The organism is Actinomyces mediterranea, assembly GCF_900155595.1.
Lineage (GTDB): Bacteria > Actinomycetota > Actinomycetes > Actinomycetales > Actinomycetaceae > Pauljensenia > Pauljensenia mediterranea.
The window spans coordinates 216,181-231,197 of the sequence record NZ_FTPB01000002.1; the positions used below are offsets into that span (position 1 = coordinate 216,181).

Below are 15,017 nucleotides of genomic sequence, written 5' to 3' on the forward strand. Positions count from 1 at the left end.
GGGTCTAGGTTCTTGTGGTGGTTGCAGCGGAGTCTTTGTGAGGGGGGTTCGTTGTGGCTGGTGTTGGTCGTGTTTTGGTGGGGTTGTGTATTCCTCCCGTTGTGAGGCATGTCAGGCTGGGCGTCGGTCGTTTGTTTTGGTTCTTGGGGATGGTTTGAACTTCACGCAGGCAGCTCATGCTGTTGGTGTGTCGAAGCGGACAGGCAAAGTGTGGCGTAATGGTCGTACTCGCGCAAGTGGGCGGTGTGAGCGAGCTAGTATCGCTCCGCAAGCGGATTGGTACCGTTTGTACATGAAGTGTCGGCCTCATCGGGTCAGCAAACGTTTCTTGTCTCTTAAGGAACGCATGCTCATCTTCGGGTGGCGCGTGGAGGGCCTTTCGATCCGGGACATCGCTCGACAGTTAGGGCGTTCGCCCCGGGCGGTGAGCCGAGAGCTTCGGCGAAACGGGATTACCTCCATGTGCTACACCCCCTACATTGCTCACATGCGAGCAAGCAAGCGCCTCCAACACCCCAAGCCACGCAAATGCGCCAATCCGCGTTTGTGGGCAATCATGTGGGACAAGCTTGAGATCAAGTGGTCTCCCGAGCAGATCTGCGCCTACTTGCGCATGCGTTTCCCGCATAATCGGAGCATGAACCCGTGCGTGGAGACGATCTACCAGTCCCTCTTCATCCAGGCCAAAGGCGCACTCCGCAAGGAGATCGCGTCCCTCATGCGCCAAGGACGCACCCACAGACGCCCAGACGCACACAGCCGTCAGGTACGGCCACGATTCAAGGATCCCATGGTGATGATCAGCCAACGACCCGCCAGCATAGAGGACCGGGCCATACCAAGACACTGGGAGGGCGACTTGATTATTGGAGCGAAGGGCCAATCCGCCGTCGGCACACTTGTCGAGCGCTCCACCCGGTATACGATGCTGCTCTACCTGCCCCATGGGCATACAGCCATCGAGGTCCAAGACGCCATCATCGACAAGCTCGCGGGATTGCCCCACTCTCCTTGCGATTGTCGCTGACCTGGGACCAGGGAAGCGAGCTGGCCCAGCACCGCACGATCGGCTCACAGCTGGGCCTTGATGTGTATTTCTGCGACCCGCACTCACCCTGGCAACGCGGCACCAACGAAAACACAAACGGACTTTTGCGCCAATTACATGCCCACAGGCACCGACCTATCACCCCTGACCGAAGCAGACCTAGATGCCATCGCAGACCAACAGGGCGACCGCCCACGCAAAACCCTACACTAGGACACACCCAAGCAGCGCCTCGAACTACTGCTCAGGACAGAACACGTGTCGCAACCACCCCTAGAACCCACCCCGTTGCGTTCACACGGCGGTAGGTAGCCCATAGCCCGGTCCCTCTCTATTACCGCCAATTTTATACCGTCATCGGCGGTAATCCGCAATTGATTCTTCCTATGTTAGCGGCGACTGTAAATGGGGAACCACTATCAAAAAGTGCAGTTCAGCCATGTCTGAGCTGCACTTCCATAAATCTCATTTCATTATTAGTAAAGCAAACGAGACTACTCCCACTCGATGGTCGCCGGAGGCTTGCTCGTCACATCGAGGACGACACGGTTCACCTCGGGCACGCTATTCGTGATGCGCGTCGAGATGCGGGCGAGCACATCGTAGGGCAGGCGCGTCCAATCCGCCGTCATCGCATCCTCGCTGGACACAGGGCGCAGCACCACCGGATGGCCATAGGTGCGACCGTCGCCTTGGACTCCCACCGAGCGAACATCGGCGAGCAGCACCACCGGGCACTGCCAGATCTGAGAATCCAGTCCCGCGGCGGTCATCTCCTCACGGGCGATGAGGTCGGCGGCTCGAAGAATGTCGAGCCGCTCTTTCGTCACCTCTCCGATGATCCGGATGCCCAGGCCGGGTCCGGGGAAGGGCTGACGATTCACCAGATAGTCGGGCAGCCCGAGTTCGCGGCCCACGGCGCGCACCTCGTCTTTAAACAGGGCGCGCAGCGGCTCAACCAGCTCAAACGTCATATCCTCGGGCAAGCCGCCGACATTGTGGTGACTCTTAATATTCGCCGCGCCCTCGCCACCGCCGGACTCGACGACATCCGGGTACAGCGTGCCCTGAACGAGGAACTTCACCTCGCCGTCGACGGCGCTGATCTCCTCGATGACCTGTTTCTGAGCGGCCTCGAACGAGCGGATGAACTCGCGGCCAATGATCTTGCGCTTCGTCTCCGGATCGGACACTCCCGCGAGCGCGGAGAGGAATCGCTCGGACTCGTCCACCGTGATGACCCGGATGCCCATGCCGCGCGCGTAGTCGCCCTCGACCTGTTCGCGCTCCCCCGCCCGCAGAAGCCCGTGGTCGATGAAGAAGCATGTGAGCTGATCGCCGACCGCCTTGTGGACCAATGCTGCAGCGACAGAGGAATCGACACCACCGGACAGGGCGCAGATGACCTGCGCGTCGCCAACCTGCGCACGGATCGCCTCGACCTGTTCATCGACGATAGATCCCGCAGTCCACGTCGGCTCGATGCCCGCACCCTCGTAGAGGAAGTGTGTCAGCGCGTCCTGGCCGAACTGCGAGTGCCCCACCTCGGGATGCCACTGCAGACCGAAGAGCCTGCGGCCCCGATCCTCGAAAGCGGCGACCGGCGTCTCGGCGGTGGATGCTGTGACGGCGAATCCTTCGGGGGCTGCCTGGACGGCGTCCCCGTGGCTCATCCACACGACCTGTTCGGTCGGTGTTCCAGCGAAAAGACAGGAGTCTGGGGCGACTGAGGCGTCGGTGCGCCCGTACTCCCTAGTGCCGGTTCGCCCCACAGTGCCGCCGAGGGCGGCCGCCATGGTCTGGAATCCGTAGCAGATCCCCAGCAGCGGGACTCCCGCGTCGAAAAGGGCCGGATCGATTGAAGGCGCACCATCCTCGTACACGGAGGAGGGGCCTCCGGACAAGATGATCGCCGCCGGGTCCTTGGCGAGCATGTCGGCAACCGGCATCGTGTGCGGCACGATCTCGGAGTAGACGCGGGCCTCACGGACCCGTCGAGCGATGAGCTGCGCATACTGTGCGCCGAAGTCGATGACGAGGACGGGGCGGGGAGCAGTGGTAGTCACGCGCCAATGGTACCCGGACCTGCGGAACCGACGGGACCCCGCACATCTGCCGACTGACTCACCACGCGGCGCGCACGCCCCACGGCGGGCGGCGGAGTCGACGACAATGGCACTATGAGTCCGAAGAAGCGCAAGAAACGGGCCGCACCCGAGTTCATCACCGATCTGGGGATGCACGGCGCACACAAGCGCTTCCCCGACGGCCGCAAGCTGTCGAAAGCCGAGCGCGAGTGCCTCCCCCTCGTCGCTTCCCTCAACGCTGAAGTCGTCGAGGCGACTGCACGGGCGGCCTCGAAGGCCCTGACGCCCGATACGACGTGGCTGCTCCACCAGTTCCTCAACCCGATCTCCCTCGCATCCCGCAAAGGGGTGAAGCTGCCCGAACGCGGCCTACTGCTGTCCGCCATCGCATTCCTTGAGAATTCCGTCGCGCGTGACGACCTCGATCCCGCTTGTGCCCCGCCCGCGCCCGATGAGGATCTCACCGCCGCCGTCGACGAATGGGCGGAGGCATTCACCCGCCGTGCGCAGGACAAGCGCTGGAAGCGGGTGACGGGCACGCCGGTGACGCGCGAGCAGCTGCGCAATTGGCAGATCCGGGTCGCAGACATGCATCTTCACGTCATCCCCCTCATCGATATCCCCGCCGAGTTCGAACGGGCGCTCACCATGGTGGAGGCCTGGGACGACGTCCTCGCCCATCGCGGACACATCGGCGAGCGATTCTCACTGCGCGAGGAGGTCGTTCGCCTGCACAACTGGCCGGGCGACCAGTGGATCAACGGTGACGACTACGCCTCCGCGCAGAAGCGTTTCCACCGTCGCCTGCGCAAGGCCCGCAAGCTGTCCGACGACCCGATCCGCGATGACATCATGCAGCGGGCACTCTACCTGCGCGAGGGCCTTCTCCTGGGTCCCGTCGATCCGCTCCAGTGGTTCCTCGCCGTGTGCCAGTTCCGCTGGGCGGTCCCCGAGATGCTCGATGTCCGCCCGGAGCTGATGACGTGGAGATTCGTCGACTGGGTGGCTCGCCTGTCCACCGCGACAGAGCCGATCGATGCGTCGATCCCCCACTGGGCGCGCACGGCGGAGGATCCGCGCGATGTCCCCGCCGGCTTGCTGACCGCCGTGTCGGGGCCCGGCCTCATGATCAACCTCGACGAGGACGTGGTGACGGCGCTGCCGCCGGGCTGCCGCGTCAGACGCCTCATCGTGAGCGCCCAGGGGCCCCTCGGCCCCGATTGGACGGTCTATTGGGTGGAGTCGGAGTGGGAGGATTCGCGCCCGATCCTCGACCTCGTCGAGTCGGCGAAGCTGCACCCGAAAGTCGTCTTCATCTCCGATGAGCGGCCCGACGACCTCGCCGAGTTGATCTGCCCGTTCCTACCGCTCGCCTACGAGATCCCGACGCACTCGCTCACCGCCCACAGTCATGCTCCGGGGGTGTGGCCTTCGGTTCCCGATCACCCCGATGCGGGGCTCTAGCGCTGCCTCCGCCTCGCAGTCCCAGGGATGCGCTCAGTCGCCACAGCGCCACGCCCTCCACAGGTGCGCGTATTCGCCCTCGAGAGCGAGCAACTCATCGTGAGTCCCCAGTTCTACGATCCGCCCGTCGACCATGACCGCTACCCGATCCGCATCATGTGCCGTGTGGAGCCGATGGGCGATGGCGACGACCGTCCTGCCCCGCAGGACCCGCGCCAGGGACTGTTCGACGCTGCGCGCCGACGCGGGGTCCAACAGAGACGTTGCCTCGTCGAGGACCAGAGTCGAGGGGTTCATGAGGATGATCCGCGCCAGTGCGATCTGCTGGGCGCGGGCGGGCGGCAATTGGGCGCCCCCGGCTCCGACGCGTATCTCGAGGCCGCCTTCGTTCGCCACCCAATCGGCGGCGCCGACCGCGCGCAGAGCTTCCCACAGGGCGTCGTCATCCGCATCGGGGGCCGCTAGGCGCAGGTTCTGCGCAATCGATCCGACGAAGACGTGATGCTCCTGGGTGACCAGGACGACCGTCCGGTGCAACTCCTTCTCGGGCAGATCGACCAGGTCGACGCCGTCTACTCGCACACTGCCCGACGAGGGCGGGTGGATGCCCGCGATCATGCGCCCGAGCGTCGACTTGCCCGCCCCCGACGGGCCGACGATTGCAAGAGTCTCAGCCTCGCGCAGCGTCAGCGACACGTCGTGAAGGACGGGCGACCCCTCCCGGTAGGCATAGCTCACCGAGTCGACGTCAATGGTGCCGCCGCCCGTGGCCCCCTCTATCGCCGTGCGATCCGCCTCGACGAGGTCGACGCCGAAGATGCGTTGCAGGGAGGTGTAGGCGAATTGGAGTTCATCGACCCAAAAGGTCGCTTCCCACAACGGTCCGCGCAACTGGTAGCAGTACATGACCATCGTGGTCACTGCGCCCGCGCTCACCCACCCCGCGGGGACGCCGACGGCGCCCAATCCGATGAGGACCACGATCGGGCTGAGGGTCACGATGATCATCCCGATGAATAAGAAGACCCGCATCCATGCGCCGTAGCGCTCCAGTCGCCACATCTGCGCGATGAGGGAGTCGTATCTGGCCCACCGCGTCGACCCCAGGCGCAAGGCATCCACCGTCTCCGCCTGGCTGACGGTCTCAGAAATGACGCCGGAGAACTCGGCGACGACCGCGGAGGAGGCCTGGTAGGAGGGGATGGTGCGCGGCATGTACCACTTCGCGACGAGCACGACGAGGGGGATCTCCGCGATGAGCACCCACACGAGCCGCGGCGACACGATGGCGGCTGCGACGAGTGTGACGAGTGCCGTCGTCACGAGGACGAGGATCGCGGACAATCCCCTGCGGATCATCATCTGCACCCGGTCGATGTCGTGGGTCGTCCTCCCGATGAGGTCGCCGCTGCCTGCGGACTCGACCGTGGACAGGGGCAGGTGGACGACGGAGTCGACAAGGTCCTCTCGCAGGATTGCGAAGATCTGTTCGCCCAGCATGCGCGAGCGGTAGTCGGAGAGCCACACGAGGATGAAGTTCACTGCGACGAGGACGAAGGCAACTGTGATGCGCCCGAGCACCCATTGGCGTGTCGTCCCCGCGCCAATGGCGTCAACGATGTCCCCGACGATCCAGGGCAGGGCGACTGCACTGAGCGCGGCGAGCAGCTGCAGTCCGACGATCACTGTCATCGGCGCAGCGAAGGAACGCACGAGGGCGACGAGGCGCTTTCCCGTAAGGGCGGGCGAGGCGAGGGGGAGTCTCATCGGGCATCCCCCCTGCGCAGCAGCGCCAGCGTTTGGGCGACACCCTTGACACCGTCGTTCACTGCGACTCTAAGGTCGTTGAGGTTCCCCGACGCGACGGCCCGCCCATCGGAGTCGAGGATGATGATGTGGTCCGCATAGTCGAGAAGCAATGGCGATTCCGTGATGAGGAGGGTCGTGCGTTTGTCGCGCGCTTTCGCCAGGCGCTCCCCGATGAGGGCCTCGGTGTGGGAGTCGAGCGCCGAAGTGGGTTCGACGAAGAGGGCGATGTCGGGGTCATGCACGAGTGCTCGTGCGAGGGCGATGCGCTGGCGCTGTCCCCCCGACACATTTCGCCCCGATTCTGCGAGCAGCCCGTCCAATCCGCCGGGCAGGGAGGAAAGGACATCGGATGCCGCCGCAACTGTGAGCGCATCCAGGAGGGCGGGGTCGTCGTCTGAGGGGTCATGGTTCACGGACAGGAGGACCTTTTCACCCGTGGGAGCAGATGCGATAATCTCCCGGTAGATGGTGTCCGACAGCGGGCGACGGGGAGGCGGGGGCGTGTCGGCTCCGAGGAGGTTTTCACGCAATGAGCCCGCGAACAGTTGCGGGGTCTCCTCACTGAGCAGGATGTGTTTGCGCACGTCGCCCACGGGCAGGCTCGCGAGGGGCACGTGGAATCCGGAGCCGGACAGGATCGCGGAGGACTCGTCATCGCTGACGCGGGCAAGACGGCGGGCAACATCGCGGGCGATCTGCACGCTCGGGGCGAGCAGGGCAGTGGTGAGCCCCGGGCGCAGGCGAACACCGCTCAACGGGTCCTCCACTGTCGCACTCGCCCAGTCGATCGAATCGGAGTCGACCGTGGGGTGGTCCTCGCGCTGTGATGAGGCGGAGGCGCCGACCTCGTCGCAGGTCAGTGGCTGGATCGCGAGGATCGACGAAGCACGTTTCACGGCGACCCAGGCGCGAGTGAGGTGTTCGACCGAGTCGGAGAGAATCCACAGGGGATGGCGCAGGAAAGTCATGTACCCGTAGAAGGCGAGGAGCTGGCCGACGCTCATCACCCCGTCGAAGATGAGCATCGCGCCCTGGGCGACGACGAGGACGGAGAACAGCATGGGCACGGCGGAGCGGGTCGCCGCCAGGAGGGCGGCAGTCGGCGCGACCTTAACCGCAGCGGCCCTGGCCCGTTGCGACTGGGCGCGGTAGGCCCGCGAATACGAGTCCTCTCCGCCGATCCCGCGCAGGATGCGCAGCCCCTGCACGGCGTCGGTGGAGATCGTCGTCAGCTCCCCCTGCTCGTCGCGCATCATTGACTGCCGGGCTTCGAGGGGTCCTCCGAGTGCCATGAGCCCGATGACGAGGATCGGCATCCCGATGAGAACAATGAGCCCGAGCGAGAGCGAGGTTCTCAGCATGAGGAACGCGACGAGGATGGTCGCCGCAGCGGAGGCCACGAATTCGGGAATGAGAGACGTCGCTCTGCCCAATGCGGAGGCGTCCGAATTCGTCGCGGTGACGACGTCGCCCGCCGTCGAGTCGCGTTTGACGGCGCGTGGGTGCATCGATGCGTAGGAGGCGACTGTTCTGGCCGATCCGACGGACGACCCCATCCACGTGGTGATCTCCGTCATCTGCGTGAGGGCGTCCCCCACTGCGACGAGGACGACGACGAGCAGGAACACTCCTCCGGCGATCGCCAGGTCCGCGGACACGCCCGTCGCTAAGGCAGTATCGAGGGCGCCGCCCATCGCCCAGGGGACGAGGGCGGAGGCGACTGTGCCCAGGGTCGTCGCTGCGACCCCCAGTGCGAGGGCGGGTACGCGTCTGCGCAGGAGTTCGCGGGCGAATCGCGGGGCGGCCGCGGGCAGTGGCCACGCGGGCCCCCGCAGGGTCCGCCACGGGGCGATCCAATGTCTCGGGGTGGGACCGAGCGGGGGCAGCGCAATGCCTGCGTCGGCCGCTGCGCGTGCGAGAGGGTCTCGCATATCGGAGCTGTCCTTTCGTCGCGAAGGGAGTGCCTTCACGAAGGATTGTGATTATTCATCCGCGCAGTGGCCGCAAGCACGGTGTCAGTGCGCGAAGTGACGTGTTCCGGTCATGTACAGGGTGATGCTCGCGGCGCGGGCCGCGTCGATGGATTCCTCGTCGCGAACGGATCCTCCCGGCTGGACGACGGCCTTCACTCCGGCGTCGATGAGGATCTGAAGTCCGTCGGCGAAGGGGAAGAACGCGTCCGATGCGGCGACGGAGCCGATGGAGCGCTGCTCGGGCGCGTCAACAACATCATCGGCTCTGGCGCCACCGGCGGACTGGACGTCCGCGCCCGCATCCTTCGCAGCGTCCCCGGTGGCGCGGCCGCCGAGGGTGTTCGCGCGCTCAACCGCCAGCTTGCAGGAGTCGACGCGGTTCACCTGCCCCATGCCGACCCCGATGGACGCCTCATCCTTGACGAGGATGATGGCGTTGGAGCGGACGGCCCTTACGGAGCGCCACGCGAACTCCAAGTCGGCGAGAGTCGCCGCATCGGCGGGCTCTCCCGCGACGAGAGTCCAATTCGCGGGGTCGTCGCCCACGGCATCGATCTCGTCACGGTTCTGAACGATGAGGCCACCGCTGATCTGCTTGAATTCGATGTCGCCGCGCAGGGGCGGCAGCGCTTCGAGGACGCGGAGGTTCTTCTTCGCCGCCAGGACCTCCAGCGCGCCGTCCTCGTATGCGGGGGCGAGGACGACCTCGGTGAAGATCGGGACGATCTGCTCGGCGAGCTGCACCGTAACCGGGCGGTTCACGGCGATGACGCCGCCGAATGCGGACACCGGGTCGCAGGCGTGGGCCTTGCGGTGGGCTTCAGCGATGTCGTCGGCGACGGCGATGCCGCAGGGGTTCGCGTGCTTGATGATCGCCACGCAGGGGCGCTCGTGGTCGTAGGCGGCCCTCAGCGCCGCATCGGAGTCGGTGTAGTTGTTGTAGCTCATCGCCTTGCCGTGCAGCTGGCGGGCATTGGCGATGCCCGGCAGGAGCGGGGCGTCGGCGGCGTCGTCCTCGTCGCGAAGGATGAGGGCGCCCTCTTCGTCTTCGAGCAGTTCAGCGTAGACCGCCGCCTGTTGGTGCGGGTTCTCTCCGTATCGCAGGGCGTCGAGTCGTTGGAATGCCGCGGAGACGAAGGCCGGGAATACGGGCTCCTCGTCGTCGGCGACGATGACGGTGTCGTCGTCCTCGGCGTCGTCGTCGCCCTCCGGCTGCGCGAAAATGCCCTCCAACATCTGAGAGAAGAGATCATCATCGATTCCGAGGTGATCCTCGCAGGCCTCATCGAGTTCTTCGACGAGGTCGGTGCGCTCGACCTGCCGCGTCATCCATCCGGCGATCGCCAAGTCATAGGTCGCCGTGTGAACGAACGCTTCTGCGGCGTATTCGCGGCGCTCATCGAGGGTGGAACCGCCACTTTCTGCCGCCTCGACGATGTCCGGGTAGTGCGCGGGGGAGGTAATGACCGCGACGGAGGGGTGGTTCTTCGCGGCGGCGCGCACCATCGAGGGGCCGCCGATGTCGATCTGTTCGACGCACTCGTCGAAAGAGGCGCCGGAGGCGACGGTGTCGGAGAACGGGTAGAGGTTACAGACGACGAGATCGAAGGCTCTGATGCCGAGCTCGGTGATCTGGGCGCGATGGTCCGCCTTGCGCTGGTCGGCGAGGATGCCCGCGTGGACCTTCGGGTGAAGGGTCTTGACGCGCCCTTCGAGCACCTCAGGGAATCCGGTGACGTCGTCGACGGGCGTGACCGACACTCCCGCCTGCGCGATGCGGGCCGCGGTCGACCCGGTGGAGACGATCTCGACGCCCGCTTGAGCGAGGCCCCGGGCGAGTTCTTCCAACCCGGTCTTGTCGTATACGGAGATGAGGGCGCGCTTGATGGGGCGCACGTCAATGGATTCCAGGTTGTCCAGCCTTACGGACATGATTCCTCCAGGAGTGATTGTGCATGCCCGGCGCCCAGGCGGGCGGCGCCTCGCGGGTTATCCGGCCGCTCCCCGGTGGTGCCCCACCCTCGCCAGTCGCGACCGCATCCAGTCTAATGTCCGATGAGCGGGGTCGGCATCCGAGTCCTTGTGATGTTGCGGGAGCAGGGGCCCGCCTGAGGGGCCTCACTCACCCGGATGCTCGTCAGTCCTGCTCGGGTTCTCGTTCGGCCTGGCGGGCGGGGGATTCGACTGCGGGGATGACTGCTTCTTCGCTCGGGGTCCACGGCCTCAGCCGTCCCGTCGGCGCATCCGCCTCATTGACGAGGCTCATCGTAGTCGTCTCAATGACCTCCTCGAGTGCCACATCAGTGCTGATCGTGGTGGTTTCAGCTGTCTCTTCCATCCTGTCAGCAGTCCCCCCGTCGTCGGCGGTCACGATGGCCGCCATCGGGGACTCGTCGCTCGCCCCGCCCACGTCGTCAGGAGACTCGTCGGGAGCGTCCGCACGTGGCTCACTGTCTGCCTCGATGCCCGTGTCGGCTTCGTCGATGCCGGGCGACTCCTCCTGAAGGGAAACGACCCTCTGTGCGTCCTCGCCGACCGGTTGGAGAGACTGGGTCCACTGGGACTTCAACCACGCGACCGCGTCGGGGTGGGTGAGCAGAGCACCTGCGAGCATTCCGCCGCCGACTTCGGCGACGAGGGCGAACGCCGCAGTCGCCGGGTGCGGACCGAGGAGCGCCATGCGCGCACTCCCCAGGTGCATCACAGCAGACGCCATCCACACGACGACGACGATGGCGAGTACCCCGACGGAGACGGCGGTCCGCCGCGTCTGCTCTCCGATTGTCCGACACACCGACCTCGTACCGAAGAAGACGCCGACTCCGACTCCCACGGCGATGGGGAGGAGGATCACCCACATGCCGGGCGCTGAAACGGGCAGTGCCCCTAAGACGGGGAAGCCGGGGATCGGAGCGGTCGAGGCCACGGTCGGCGAGTGGGGGGCGTCGACTCCGATCCACACGCCGGGGCCCCCGAGCCACGCGAGCGCCCACGCGATGAGGGTCGGCAAGTAGAAAACCTGAGCCGCAATGATGAGCCCGTCCTGCAGCTTCGAGGCGGGCAGGAGCAGCGCGTGGATGCTCGCGATCGCATCTCGATGCACGACCAATGCGGCGCATAACGCGATGAACCCCATCGCGACGACGGCGCCCGTCAATCGTAGTCCCTGAGTGAGGCCGTCACGGATCCAGTCGTGCAAAACGAGACGCGATTCCTTGTCGTCGCAGTGTTGGACGACGGCCCATCCGACCGCGATGAGGGGGATGAGAAGGGCGCCCGGCCATGCCTGCCACCAGTGCGCGTGATTCGCACCGGCGCCGACGATGATGAACGAGGTGGCCGCGAATGTGGGGACGGCGAACCAGTGCGCCGCAGCGGGGAATGCCCGACCGGATCTGAGGAGGAGCCGCAGGATCGCGATGAGCAATGCGCCGAGCAGTGTCGGAGTCGCCGTGTAGGCCACTGAGTCGACGATGACGGGTGCGCCGAGGGCCGCTGCCCACAGGTCGGTGCCGAATGCGAAAGCGTTCTCCCAGGTAATCGACCCCATCCATGGGTTGTCCGATACCGTCGAATAGGCGGCCATGGATGCGAGGGTGACGATCGCCCACCCGATGAACACGGTCTCCGCTCCCGACAGGACAGCGCGAGCCCACCCATCGGGAACCTCGATCCGGATGGTGCGTCTCGACGGCACATAGGTCGTCGTCCGTTTCGTCTGGTGCGGCCTGGGCCTGGAAGTCTCATTCATTGTTCCCCTATCGTCGCCCACGTCGGCGCCGCCGCCGGGTCGAAGCGCCGATCATGCGCCGAACCCGTGAGGCGTCACTCAGGCGCCCTCACCCGCCGAAGATCTCGCGTGCCAGTTCAGCCGTGTGGAAAGGGGTCCTCCCCACCGGCACGCCCGCCGCCTCGAGCGCCCGAGCCTTGGCGGCCGCAGTACCCGACGCTCCCGACACGATCGCGCCCGCGTGGCCCATGGTCTTGCCCTTCGGGGCGCTGAAGCCCGCGATATAGGCGACGACTGGCTTCGTCATGTGCTCCTCGATCCACCCAGCGGCGCGCTCCTCCGAGTCCCCTCCGATCTCGCCGATCATGACGACGAAGTCCGTATCAGGGTCCTCTTCGAAAGCTGCGAGGGCGTCAACGTGGGTCGTCCCGACGACCGGGTCTCCGCCGATGCCCAGGCATGTGGAGAATCCGAGGTCGCGCAACTCGTACATGAGCTGGTAGGTGAGGGTTCCCGACTTCGAGACGAGGCCGATCCTCCCCTTGGGTGCGATGCCCTCGGGGATGATGCCGACATTCGATCCGCCGGGGCTGAAGATCCCCGGGCAGTTCGGGCCGATGAGCCGGACTCCCCGCTCAGTGGCGTGCTCGACGATGATGACGGAGTCGTGGACGGGGATTCCCGCAGTGATGACGACGAGAGTCTCAATACCCGCGCCGATCGCCTCCAGGGCAGCGTCTTTGGCGAAGGGTGCGGGAACGAAGACGACGGAAGTGTTCGCCCCGGTCTGCCCCATTGCTTCGGCGACGGTCCGGAAGACGGGGAGCTGCACCTCAGCGGCACCGGCCTCGAAGTTCATGGATCGCTCCCACGAATGCGGGTTGGTGCCCGCGACGATCCGCGTTCCGGCGCTCAACATCCGCTGCGTATGGGTGCGTCCCTCCACTCCGGTCATGCCCTGGACGATGACGCGGGCATCCTCATTGAGGAAGATCGACATCAGTCCTCCTCCCCTGTGCTCTGTCGGTCCCCGCCCTCGTCGGCGCGGCCGAGGCGGGCGAGTTCCACTGCCTTGCGAACAGCGGCATCCATGGTGTCCGCCATGTGAATGAACGGGTGCCGGGCGGCGGCGAGGATCGCCTTGCCCTCGTCGACCCGGTTGCCGTTGAGGCACACGACGATGGGTGTGGTCGCCGTGTCGGACAGCATGCCGAGCACCGTGAGGATCCCCTCGGCGACCCGGTCGCAGGCGGTGATCCCGCCGAAGACGTTGACGAGCACTGATCGGACTCGTTCGTCTCCCAGGACGATGCCGAGGCTCTTCGCCATGGTCTCAGCGTCGGCCCCTCCGCCGATGTCGAGGAAGTTCGCGGGGCTGATCCCCGTTTCCTCCCCCGTCATCGCGACCATGTCGAGGGTCGACATGACGAGGCCTGCGCCGTTGCCGATGATGCCGACCTGCCCGTTGAGGCGCACGTAGTTGATGCCCGACTGGGCGGCGAGCGCCTCGAGGGGGTCTTGAGACTCCGCGTCGATAAAGACCTCGTGTTCGGGGTGGCGGAAGCGCGCGTTATCGTCGAGGCTCACTTTCGCGTCGAGCGCCCACACGCCCCCATCGGCGGTGACTCCCAGGGGGTTCACCTCGACCAGGGTCGCGTCCTCGCCCTGGTAGACGTCCCACAGCGACATGAGGACCTGCGTGAGCCCCCTGTGGTGATCTGCGGTCATGCCGGTGCACGCGAGGAGTCGGCGGGCGACCCTCTCATTGATCCCGGTGTCGGCGTCCACACCGATGCGGACGATGGCTTCGGGGCGGTCCTTCGCGAGAGCCTCGATGTCCATGCCGCCCTCGTGCGAGCAGATCACGAGGTGGCGCCTGTGGGAGCGGTCGAGCAGAATCGAGAAGTAGAACTCCTCGACGACATCGGCGCGCGATGCAATGAGAAGGGTGTCGACCCGGTGTCCGTGAATGTCGAGCCCGAGGATCTTACGGGCGTGCTCTTCGGCCTCATCGGCGCTGCGCGCGACACGGACGCCTCCGGCTTTTCCTCGCCCACCGGTCTTCACCTGGGCTTTAACGACCACGCTATCCGCGCCTTCTCCTAGGAGGCGAGCCGCAGCCCGTCGGGCGTCCTCGGGACGGGTCACCGTCATTCCCGGGGGCACGGGAACCCCATGGGAGCTGAGGAGGCTACGCGCCTGGTATTCATGCAGGTCCATTGGCTTCCCCTCCTCCTGCGACTGGCGTGTACGCGATCGGTGCCGACCAACTCCGAGGATAGGGGCCCGTTTACTGTAGCGCACGGGGTCGAGAGTGAGGCTGATGAGGGCGACGGATTCGTTCATCCCCCGCTGACGGATCGTCTCCGCCAGATCGTCCACCATCTCCTGATCCGCGCTCGCCCCTTTAGTTCGATGAACAATCCGATTTTCTCCTGCGCCGTCCTCGGCTCCCCGGCGAGGCGCTTGAATGTCGCATCATGGTGAATGATGTAATGGCCGTCCTTCGTGCGCTGGACGTTGATCTCAGACCATTGAGCCCCTTGGGCGATCGCCGCCTCCAATCCTGCAGATGCGATCATCGCGCGGAAGGGGTCGAGGTCGTTGATGAGCATCGTGTACAGGGGGCTGAGCACGATGATGATGAGCGCCCTCGACAATAGCTGATAGCGCGCATAAAGCCACAGATCGCTCGCGTTCACACCCCGATCGGGCTTCTTCTCGCGCGTGAGAAGACGGAACATTGACATCCTCGAGTTGGCTGACACGACTCCCGACTGCGGATGTGCAGTGCAGGAGCCGTTCGTTCAGCGCAGTGGACTCATGACAGTGTGTTCGACGACCATCTCACCCCGATCGACGCACGCCCCCGCTGCAATGGGGGTGCGCACGGGCACGGTACATCG

At 65.6% G+C, this 15,017-nt stretch carries 9 protein-coding genes, 1 pseudogene and 1 riboswitch; of the genes and pseudogenes, 2 read left to right on the forward strand and 8 right to left on the reverse strand.

Features of this window, described 5'->3' with window-relative positions; all coding sequences use genetic code 11:
* The first annotated feature begins 37 nt into the window (after nt 1-37).
* A pseudogene (locus BQ7471_RS01030) lies at nt 38-1,261 on the forward strand (IS30 family transposase).
* A gap of 281 nt (nt 1,262-1,542) precedes the next feature.
* Here BQ7471_RS01030 and guaA read toward each other — a convergent pair.
* Nucleotides 1,543-3,114 (reverse strand): glutamine-hydrolyzing GMP synthase, encoded by a 1,572-nt coding sequence (gene guaA, locus BQ7471_RS01040; protein ID WP_076463528.1) that lies wholly within the window; start codon nt 3,112-3,114, stop codon nt 1,543-1,545.
* Between the two features lie 114 nt (nt 3,115-3,228).
* Between guaA and BQ7471_RS01045 the strand changes: the two genes are divergently transcribed.
* Nucleotides 3,229-4,599: a hypothetical protein gene (locus BQ7471_RS01045; RefSeq protein WP_076463529.1), complete on the forward strand. Its 1,371-nt coding sequence runs from the start codon at nt 3,229-3,231 to the stop codon at nt 4,597-4,599.
* A gap of 33 nt (nt 4,600-4,632) precedes the next feature.
* On the opposite strand, the gene BQ7471_RS01050 is transcribed toward BQ7471_RS01045, so the two are convergent.
* The 7 genes from BQ7471_RS01050 to BQ7471_RS01080 all read right to left on the reverse strand — a co-directional run bounded on the left by BQ7471_RS01050 (nt 4,633) and on the right by BQ7471_RS01080 (nt 14,855).
* On the reverse strand, nt 4,633-6,366 hold the full coding sequence (locus tag BQ7471_RS01050) for an ABC transporter ATP-binding protein (RefSeq protein WP_076463531.1): 1,734 nt from the start codon (nt 6,364-6,366) through the stop codon (nt 4,633-4,635).
* The gene (locus BQ7471_RS01055; RefSeq protein ID WP_076463532.1) at nt 6,363-8,339 is read right to left on the reverse strand and encodes an ABC transporter transmembrane domain-containing protein; all 1,977 of its coding nucleotides are present in this window, start codon (nt 8,337-8,339) and stop codon (nt 6,363-6,365) included. Before BQ7471_RS01055 ends, BQ7471_RS01050 begins: the two co-directional genes overlap by 4 nt.
* 84 nt (nt 8,340-8,423) lie before the next feature.
* On the reverse strand, nt 8,424-10,313 hold the full coding sequence (purH, locus tag BQ7471_RS01060) for a bifunctional phosphoribosylaminoimidazolecarboxamide formyltransferase/IMP cyclohydrolase (protein ID WP_076463534.1): 1,890 nt from the start codon (nt 10,311-10,313) through the stop codon (nt 8,424-8,426).
* Nucleotides 10,314-10,338: 25 nt separating this feature from the next.
* A riboswitch (ZMP/ZTP riboswitch) is annotated at nt 10,339-10,423 on the reverse strand.
* Between the two features lie 95 nt (nt 10,424-10,518).
* Nucleotides 10,519-12,132, reverse strand: coding sequence for a cell division protein PerM (locus BQ7471_RS01065; RefSeq protein WP_076463535.1), 1,614 nt, complete (start codon nt 12,130-12,132; stop codon nt 10,519-10,521).
* 88 nt (nt 12,133-12,220) lie between these two features.
* The gene (sucD, locus tag BQ7471_RS01070; RefSeq protein WP_076463537.1) at nt 12,221-13,111 is read right to left on the reverse strand and encodes a succinate--CoA ligase subunit alpha; all 891 of its coding nucleotides are present in this window, start codon (nt 13,109-13,111) and stop codon (nt 12,221-12,223) included.
* Nucleotides 13,111-14,331 (reverse strand): ADP-forming succinate--CoA ligase subunit beta, encoded by a 1,221-nt coding sequence (sucC, locus tag BQ7471_RS01075; RefSeq protein ID WP_076463600.1) that lies wholly within the window; start codon nt 14,329-14,331, stop codon nt 13,111-13,113. The genes sucD and sucC overlap by 1 nt, the downstream gene beginning before the upstream one ends.
* A gap of 122 nt (nt 14,332-14,453) precedes the next feature.
* On the reverse strand, nt 14,454-14,855 hold the full coding sequence (locus tag BQ7471_RS01080; RefSeq protein WP_076463539.1) for a glycerophosphodiester phosphodiesterase family protein: 402 nt from the start codon (nt 14,853-14,855) through the stop codon (nt 14,454-14,456).
* Nucleotides 14,856-15,017: the final 162 nt, after the last annotated feature.